The organism is Endozoicomonas sp. (assembly GCF_031844845.1).
Classification (GTDB): Bacteria; Pseudomonadota; Gammaproteobacteria; order Pseudomonadales; family Endozoicomonadaceae; genus Endozoicomonas.
In genome coordinates, this window is the sequence record NZ_JAVRMB020000165.1 from 1 (window position 1) to 8,122 (window position 8,122).

9 protein-coding genes are annotated in these 8,122 nt (G+C 50.1%); 3 read left to right on the forward strand and 6 right to left on the reverse strand.

Annotated elements, in window-relative coordinates; genetic code table 11:
- Nucleotides 1-396 (reverse strand): Hsp70 family protein (locus RM811_RS08700; protein WP_402522987.1); only part of this gene is annotated, 396 nt, incomplete at its 3' end.
- A 212-nt stretch (nucleotides 397-608) separates the two neighbouring features.
- Entirely contained in the window at nucleotides 609-1,247 is a 639-nt protein-coding gene (gene grpE, locus RM811_RS08705; RefSeq protein WP_402522989.1) for a nucleotide exchange factor GrpE, read from the reverse strand.
- Between the two features lie 235 nt (nucleotides 1,248-1,482).
- On the opposite strand from grpE, the gene recN reads away from it, so the two are divergent.
- Nucleotides 1,483-3,192 (forward strand): DNA repair protein RecN, encoded by a 1,710-nt coding sequence (recN, locus tag RM811_RS08710; protein WP_402522991.1) that lies wholly within the window; start codon nucleotides 1,483-1,485, stop codon nucleotides 3,190-3,192.
- 187 nt (nucleotides 3,193-3,379) lie between these two features.
- On the opposite strand, the gene fur is transcribed toward recN, so the two are convergent.
- A complete protein-coding gene (gene fur, locus RM811_RS08715; RefSeq protein ID WP_402522992.1) occupies nucleotides 3,380-3,787 on the reverse strand; it encodes a ferric iron uptake transcriptional regulator in 408 nt (135 codons plus the stop codon).
- Nucleotides 3,788-3,910: 123 nt separating this feature from the next.
- Between fur and RM811_RS08720 the strand changes: the two genes are divergently transcribed.
- The gene (locus RM811_RS08720; RefSeq protein ID WP_402522994.1) at nucleotides 3,911-4,282 is read left to right on the forward strand and encodes an outer membrane protein assembly factor BamE; all 372 of its coding nucleotides are present in this window, start codon (nucleotides 3,911-3,913) and stop codon (nucleotides 4,280-4,282) included.
- Nucleotides 4,283-4,294: 12 nt separating this feature from the next.
- On the opposite strand, the gene RM811_RS08725 is transcribed toward RM811_RS08720, so the two are convergent.
- From RM811_RS08725 to RM811_RS08735, 3 genes are all read right to left on the reverse strand, one after another.
- Nucleotides 4,295-4,633 (reverse strand): RnfH family protein, encoded by a 339-nt coding sequence (locus tag RM811_RS08725; RefSeq protein WP_402522996.1) that lies wholly within the window; start codon nucleotides 4,631-4,633, stop codon nucleotides 4,295-4,297.
- Complete coding sequence (locus RM811_RS08730) at nucleotides 4,626-5,057, reverse strand: type II toxin-antitoxin system RatA family toxin (RefSeq protein WP_402522998.1); 432 nt, start codon at nucleotides 5,055-5,057, stop codon at nucleotides 4,626-4,628. The genes RM811_RS08725 and RM811_RS08730 overlap by 8 nt, the downstream gene beginning before the upstream one ends.
- A 144-nt stretch (nucleotides 5,058-5,201) precedes the next feature.
- Nucleotides 5,202-6,560, reverse strand: coding sequence for a sodium-dependent transporter (locus tag RM811_RS08735; protein WP_402523001.1), 1,359 nt, complete (start codon nucleotides 6,558-6,560; stop codon nucleotides 5,202-5,204).
- A 546-nt stretch (nucleotides 6,561-7,106) separates the two neighbouring features.
- On the opposite strand from RM811_RS08735, the gene smpB reads away from it, so the two are divergent.
- Nucleotides 7,107-7,580, forward strand: coding sequence for an SsrA-binding protein SmpB (gene smpB / locus RM811_RS08740; RefSeq protein WP_402523003.1), 474 nt, complete (start codon nucleotides 7,107-7,109; stop codon nucleotides 7,578-7,580).
- Nucleotides 7,581-8,122: the final 542 nt, after the last annotated feature.

Below are 8,122 nucleotides of genomic sequence, written 5' to 3' on the forward strand. Positions count from 1 at the left end.
TTCAGCGGTTTTCTTCATCTTTTTCAGAATTTCGGCAGAAATCTGAGGGGGTGCTTTCTTATCACCCTTAATTTCAACCCAGGCATCGCCATTCTCGGCTTCGGCGATCTTGTAAGGCACCATTTTGATGTCTTTTTGAACCACGTCGTCTTTGAAACGGCGGCCGATCAGACGCTTGATGGCATACAGGGTGTTGTTAGGGTTGGTAACGGCCTGACGTTTGGCTGGCTGGCCTACCAGAATTTCACCGTCGTCGGTGTAAGCGATGATGGAAGGCGTAGTACGTGCACCTTCAGCGTTTTCAATAACTTTCGGTTTGTCGCCATCCAGAATTGCCACACAGGAGTTGGTTGTCCCGAGGTCAATCCCAATTATTCTGCCTTTTTTAGTACTCATTTTGAGTCTCTCCATTGCCCTGAAGTCAGGGCGGAATTCTTTGAAATCGGTTATCGCTTCCCAATGGTTTCAGCAGATGTTGGGTCTGGTGAAGCAGCGGCCATGTGGTGATTACCACGATCTTGGTTTGCTATATGGGAGCGGCATTTTCTTTTTCAAGGGGCTTGTGCAAGATTCTCGACCTCGAAAAAAGCCCCATTGTGAGATTTACCCTAGGCAGTGCGGGAAACCACAACCATTGCCGGACGGATGACCCGACCATGAAGTGTGTAGCCTTTCTGGAAGACGTTCATCACGGTATTAGGCTCCATATCCGGGTTTGGAACCATGGAAATGGCCTGGTGGAAGTGCGGGTCAAAGGGTTCGCCTTCCGGATTAACCTGCAGAACCTGAAATTTTCCAAGGGCGTCCAGGAGTTGCTTGTAGGTCAGGCGCATGCCTTCCAGCATGGTTTCATGCTGACCTTCAGCCTGTTCTGCATTCTCAATGCCTTTTTCCAGACTCTCAACCACGGGAATCAGCTCGTTCACGAACTTTTCCAGGGCAAACTTATGGGCCTTTTCTACATCCTGTTCGGCACGACGCTTGATGTTCATGGCTTCGGCATGGGCGCGCAGTGTCTGGTCTTTGGCCTGGCCGAGCTGCTCTTCCAACTCATCAATGCGCCATGCAGTAATGCGTCTGGCGGTATCGTCGATGGCCTGTTCTTCCGCTTCAGGAGCTTCATCCAGAATAGGATCAACCGTTTCTTTTTCTTCTTTAGCGGCTGTTTCAACATCTGCAGAGGCTTCAGCCTCGGTGGCTTCAGGCTTTTCTACCTGGTCTTCTGCTTTGGTGTTTTCTACAGTCATTCCAACGATTCTCCGGATTTGAATCCAGCCTGTCATGCTGGCTGGAGCTTGTCTTCATGGTATGAGCCGGGGGCTCTGTTGAATGGCCCGGGGCTAAAGTCAATATCATCTGATAGCGTAATATGGGGTTCATGGCTTTTTATTCAAGGGTGAATTTTCTTTACCAATCCCAATCTTCGGTTTACTGTATAAATAAACAGTAATCCAATATTGTATTGGGATCGTGAGAGCTACCATGCTGAACCAAATCTCCATCAGCAACTACGCCATCGTTGACCGCCTGAATCTGGACATCAACTCCGGAATGACCGCCATTACCGGAGAAACCGGTGCCGGTAAATCCATTATTCTGGATGCACTCGGACTGGCACTGGGAGGCCGGGCCGACAGTGAGTGCGTTCGGGATGGCGCTGACCGGGCCGACATTCAGGTCTGTTTTGACCTTCAGCGAATTCCCGCCGCCAGACAGTGGCTAATAGAGAAAGAGTATGAAAACTGCTCAGGTTCCGGGAGTTCTGACCAGACCGCAGAATGTATTCTCCGTCGGGTGATTACCCGTGAAGGTCGCTCCCGTGGTTATATCAATGGTACGCCGGTCACGCTTTCTGAGTTGAAGGCGCTGGGTGAACTGTTAATTGATATCCACCGTCAGCATGCCCATCAGTCACTGTTAAAAAAGAGCATTCATGCTGAGCTGCTGGATGAGTTTTCCGGTTCATTGCCTCTGGCCAGAGACGTTGCCCGGGTTGCCGCAACGTACCGTCAGACCCGTGACCAGTTGCATAGCCTGTTGTCTGACCAGCAGGAAAGAGAAGAGCGGGTTCAGCTGTTAAGTTATCAGCTGAATGAGCTGGAACAGCTTAGTCTTCAGCCTGGTGAGGTTGAGCAACTGGAGCAGGAGCATCGGCAGCAGTCTCAGGCTGGTGCAACCTTAACGGCCTGTCATCAGGTAACCCGGATATGCGCCAGTGATGAAGGTGATAACCTTCTGCAGCAACTCTCTTTATGTCTTCAATGCCTTCACCGGCTGAGCGAGTTGCAGATTGAACACTCCGCCATAAACAACACCCTTGAAATGCTGTCCTCGGCTCAGATTCAGGTGGAAGAAGCGGTAGGCGAACTGAATCATTTTATTGATCACTTCGATGCCGATCCTGAAAGAGCCCGTGAGATTGAAGAGCGGCTCAGTGCCATTTTTGATCTTGCCAGAAAACACCGTGTTCAGCCGGAAGAGCTGCTTGAAAGACAACAACTGATCAGTGAAGATCTGGAAAAAGTTCAGTGTCATGATGAGCAGGTTGCGGATCTGGAACTTGCGCTGGAGCAGCTACAGAAACAACACAATCAGTTAGCCAATAAGTTATCTGCCAAGCGCAGAACCGCAGCCCGCAAACTGGAAAAACAGGTTTCAGAGCGAATCGCATTGCTGGGTATGCCCAAAGGAAAGTTCTGTGTTCAACTGACCGAAATTCCTGACCGTACCGTTGCTTCCCAGGGTTTTGAATCTATTGAATTCCTGGTGACCACCAACCCCGGGCAGGTTCCCCGTCCATTAGCAAAAGTGGCTTCTGGTGGTGAATTGTCCCGCATCAGCCTGGCGATCCAGGTGATTATTGCCCAGACAGCGTCTACCCCAACCCTGGTGTTTGATGAGGTGGATGTGGGTATCGGTGGTGGAACGGCAGAAATTGTTGGCAGTATGTTGAGGGAAGTGGGTAAAAGCGGACAGGTATTGTGTGTTACTCATCAGCCACAGGTGGCTTCCCGGGCTCATCAGCATTTGCATGTGAGTAAAAAAGTCAGTCGTAAAGCGTCGAGTACTCGTATTCTTGAACTGGACGGTGAACGTCGTGTGACTGAGATTGCCAGAATGCTGGGTGGTGTTGAACTTACTGCGCCAACGTTGAGTCATGCCCAGGAGATGCTGTTTCAGGCTCAAGCTTAAAAAGCTTAAACACACAAGTTCTCATGACGATAGTTCGTCACCCTCAGGCTATGAAAGAAAAGCACTTTTAAAAACTTTGTGCCTTTGTGGTTCAACGCTTTTTTTTCACGGCAAAACAAACCCCCGGCAACAAGGTCGGGGGGTGAGTCATCTCACAGGTTAGAAAATCTCGCTACATCTACTTTTTTTATTTTTTCTTCTTTGGGCGCACATAGATCACAAGGTTGTGATCAACGATTTCAAAACCGTGCTTTTCGGCAATAGCCCGCTGTCGTTTTTCAATTTCTTCATCAACAAACTCGACCACATCTCCGGTTTCCATACACACCATATGGTCATGGTGTTCACCACGGGAAAGCTCAAAGACTGAGTGACCGCCATCAAAGTTATGGCGAACCACCAGACCTGCACTCTCAAACTGGGTCAGTACCCGATAGACCGTGGCCAGCCCCACATCTTCTTCCGCTTCCAGCAGTGCTTTGTAGACATCTTCAGCGGACAGGTGCTTATCCTGCGCGCATTCAAGGATCTGCAGAATCTTCACTCGAGGCAGGGTGACTTTCAATCCTGCTTTGCGCAACTCTTGATTTTCCAATACGTTCCCCTAACCCTTGGCAAGATAATCCTGCTATTATCGCATTTTTGTGCAACTTTTTCAGTGGCTCCCATGAGCCAGTTGCAAGTCCTTTTTGAGCAAGATAGTGGAAGTCTGAATCCAATGCAAAAAACCACGATCGCCCTGGCCGCCGCACTTATTTCAACCACCCTGCTGACAGGGTGCGCCAGCTCCACGGACAGTGGTTCGAAGCTTATCAGTTTCCCCGGTGCCTATAAAATTGATATTCAGCAGGGAAATGTCATTACCCAGGAAATGGTTGACCAGCTCCGCCCGGGGCTGACCCGTGCCCAGGTTCAATACGTTATGGGTACTCCTCTTCTGGAAGATACCTTTGACCGTGACCGCTGGGACTACGTTTACAGCCTGCAGCCCGGTGGCAAAGAGCGTGATCAGAAAACAGTCACACTGTTTTTCCAAAACGATCAGCTCAGCTCCATTCAGGGTGATTTCAGGCCAGAGAATACTCAGTAATCACGGTGATTCTCAGTTTCCCTCTTCCTGTTCTGCTTTTTTCTGTTTTGCCTGTTCAGCCCTGCGCTTGCGAACCTCTTTTGGGTCTGCAATCAAAGGGCGATAAATCTCGACCCGTTCGCCTTCTCTTAAAGCCTGTTCTCCAGGTTTTGGTACCGCTTTGCCAAAGATACCCAGCTTCGCCTCATCCAGATTAATCTCCGGAAAAAGCTCAACAATGCCTGACAGTCTGGCAGCCTCCAGCAGCGTTGTTCCTTCTTTTACCAGAAGGGAAATAATCTTCTGTTCTTTAGCCCTGGCATAAGCCACTTCAACGCGAATTTCAGGATCATCCATAAATATCTCAGCCATAAATCTGCTTCGCTCTTTTGCCAAAGGCATCCACCATGGCGTTCATCATCTGGCCGATCAGGGAACCCAGGGTTGCCTGGGTGAGCTTATTGCTCATTTCGAACTCAAGATCCAGAGAAACCTTGCAGCCGTTTTCTCCCAATGGATGAAAGGTCCAGGTGCCGGACAAGTATTTGAATGGCCCTTCCAGTAACTGCATTTCAATAGACAACCCGGGCGTCATTTTGTTCCTTGTGGAAAAACTATGACGCAGACCCGCTTTGGTAACCTCAAGTGTTGCTTCCAACTGCTCACCATCCTGACGGTCGATACGTCCACCGGCACAACCGGGAAGAAACTCTCCATATGATTCGATATCACTGACCAGATCATACATCTGTTGAGTGGAATACATGACCAGCGCTGAACGGGAAATCCTTGGCATAAAAGAGCCTTTCATAAAAAAGGCCGGACAGGATAACCCATTCCAGCCTTTGGTACATAAAAGAACGCTTCCCGCCTCCCGCTGCCCGCTGCCCGAAAAAGCGGGACAGCTTTCGCCTTTGCGGGCCGCGGGCAGCGGTATTTTTTAGAACAAAGTGGTGATCAATACCGTCAACACACACACCGGCACAACTACACGGATCATGGCGCGCCACAGGTTGAACATGCCAACACTGAGACCCAGCTCCTTCATCAGGGTAGAACGCTTCACTACCCAGCCGGCAAAGATTGAGATCAGCAAACCACCCAAAGGCAGCAGGATATTACTGGTGAAGTAATCCAGCAGATCAAAGAAGTTCTTGTCGAACAGGGTGAAGGTCAGGTCGCCACTCATGGAGAACACCGTACCCAGGCCAACAAACCAAATGCCAGAACAGAGAATAACGGTTGCAACGGTACGGCTCAGCGGTGTGCGCTCAACCAGCCAGGCCAGTGCCGGCTCAACCAGAGAAATTGCAGAACTCAGCGCAGCAATACCAACCAATACAAAGAACAGGAAGCCAAACAGCTCACCCATTGGCATATGTACAAAGGCTGCCGTCAGGGAAACAAACAGCAGGCCTGGGCCGGCAGAAGGTTCCAGTCCGTAAGCAAATACGATGGGGAATACGATCAGGCCAGAGATAATCGCCATCAGCGTATCCAGCACCGCAACATTGAGGGCGGTTCTTGGAATAGAATTATTAGCCGGCATATAGGCGCCGTAGGCCATCAGACAGCACATACCCAGACTCAGGGTAAAGAAAGCCTGACCCAGCGCCGCCACAAAGGCTTCCCCCGTCACCTTGGAGAAATCTACCGAGAACATAAAGTTGAAGCCACGCATAAACTGCCCGGTCTCCAGCATGCTGTAACCCAGCATCACCAGCAGCAGTGCGAACAGGGCCGGCATCATCACCTGCAGACCTTTCTCAAGCCCTTTGTGAATCCCCCGGGCGGTAATCACCAGCGTTATCAGCATAAAGGTCGTGTGCCAGAAAATCTGACGGGGAGCAGACGACATCAGCCCATTAAATGCATCGCCTACCTGGTCGGTGGTCATACCATTAAAGGCACCGGTGACAATGTCCCAGGCGTAAGAGAGCGACCAGCCAGCAATAACACTGTAGAACGAAAGAATCAGGAAGCCGGCGAGCATGCCCATCCAGCCAATAACGCCCCACAGCTTTGAAGCACCCAGGTCACTGGTCAGCTTTTTTATGGCATTCAGTGGGCTCAGACGGGTATGACGGCCAATGGCGGTTTCTGCCATCAGCAGAGGGACACCCATAATGGCAATGCAGATCAGGTAGAGCATAACGAAGGCGCCACCACCATATTGCCCGGCGATGTACGGGAATTTCCAGATGTTGCCCAGACCAATGGCAGAGCCAGCGGCAGCCAGCAGGAAGGTCCAGCGGTTGCCCCAGGTTTTTTTTGCGGCGGTCGGATTTTGTCCTGACATGTGCTCACCAATGAGTCGAATTATTCTAGTAACTCAGAGGCTGTTTGAAAGGCAGATACAGCTTTGGACAGCTTTCTACAACAGAAGATAAAAAGTGACGCTATATTGTGGATAGCAAGCTGGTAAACAGCGGAAATCATCTTTTCAAACTATCGTTACGAGTCAGTTGTCGAACACCAAAGCAGCTACGCAGCTTTTCAGACAGCTTCTTAACGGTTGTCACGCGATATTTTCACGGGAACAACACAATCCCGGCAAATCCCCAAACCGTACAACCAGTGATAAAGACTACCTCAAATGAAACAGCCAGCTGACAGAAGAACGGAGAAGGTCAGGTAGGGTTGGCAGTCATTGTACCGGTTGGGCATTACATCTCAACCGTTTTTGCCGTCCAAACGGCCAGAATAGAGTTTTTTGAATGCGGCGTTTATTAAATGCAGGAATATTCACTATGCTAAACATTCACTGATCTGGAGCTATTGTCGAAACTGGTCCGATCCTCCAGAATTAGTGACTTTATTTCAAGCTGCTCCTATAATCCGCGCTATGGCAAAAAAGAAAGGTAAACAGGGCGATTCATCCATCGTCGTCAACAAGAAGGCTCGTCATGATTACCACATCGACGAGACTTTCGAAGCAGGCATTTCCCTCGCAGGATGGGAAGTGAAAAGTCTTCGGCAGGGTAAAGTCCAGCTGATAGACAGTTACGTCCTGCTGAAAGATGGCGAAGCCTGGCTGATAGGCACCCAGATCACACCATTAACCACGGCATCTACCCATGTGGTGGCGGATCCTCTGCGCGATCGGAAACTACTGCTCCATCAACGAGAGTTGGCAAAGCTGTTTTCTGAAACCCAGCAGAAGGGACACGCCTGTATCGCTACCAAGCTTTACTGGAAAGGTCATTTAATCAAATGCCAGATTGCGCTTGCACGAGGCAAGAAGGAATTTGATAAACGTGCCACTACCAAAGAACGTGAATGGAGTATTGAAAAGCAGCGGGTTATGCACCGCGGCTGATGCTTCATTCAGGCGTACAGCACAGGCTGTACGCCACTAACCTCTCCTTCCTTTTATTCTGTTTCAATCTCCAGTTACTGATAACGCCTTTGGCTTTCTCTGGTAGGGGAATCTGCGTGCCTGTAGATCATATCTGGCTCTTTTGAAATTAGTCGAAGTAGGTCGGTTCGCTTGCGAGCCGACTCGTGAGCTAACCGCCATGTACCAATCAAGGCTGGAGTTGTTGGCTTTTATGCCTTTAGGCTCTCGGGTCCTCGGGTACCCTGAATGGGGAACCGATCTACGGTGTGTAAGGGAAGAGGCATTGTAGAGAGCACCAGCCTTTCATCATCCCCGCGAAGAAGGCTGTCGCAAAAGGCCTTAAATACCGATTTATACCCCTCCGTCTTTCCCGCGAAGGAGGGTGTTGCAAAACCCTCCGGACATCTCGTTCCCATGCTCTGCGTGGGAATGCATACCGTACTCGCCACAAGTGAATAACCAGCCTGAAACCCCCACAGGTTCGGACAAGGAGAGGTTTCTCCACATGCGGCCAGATCCGT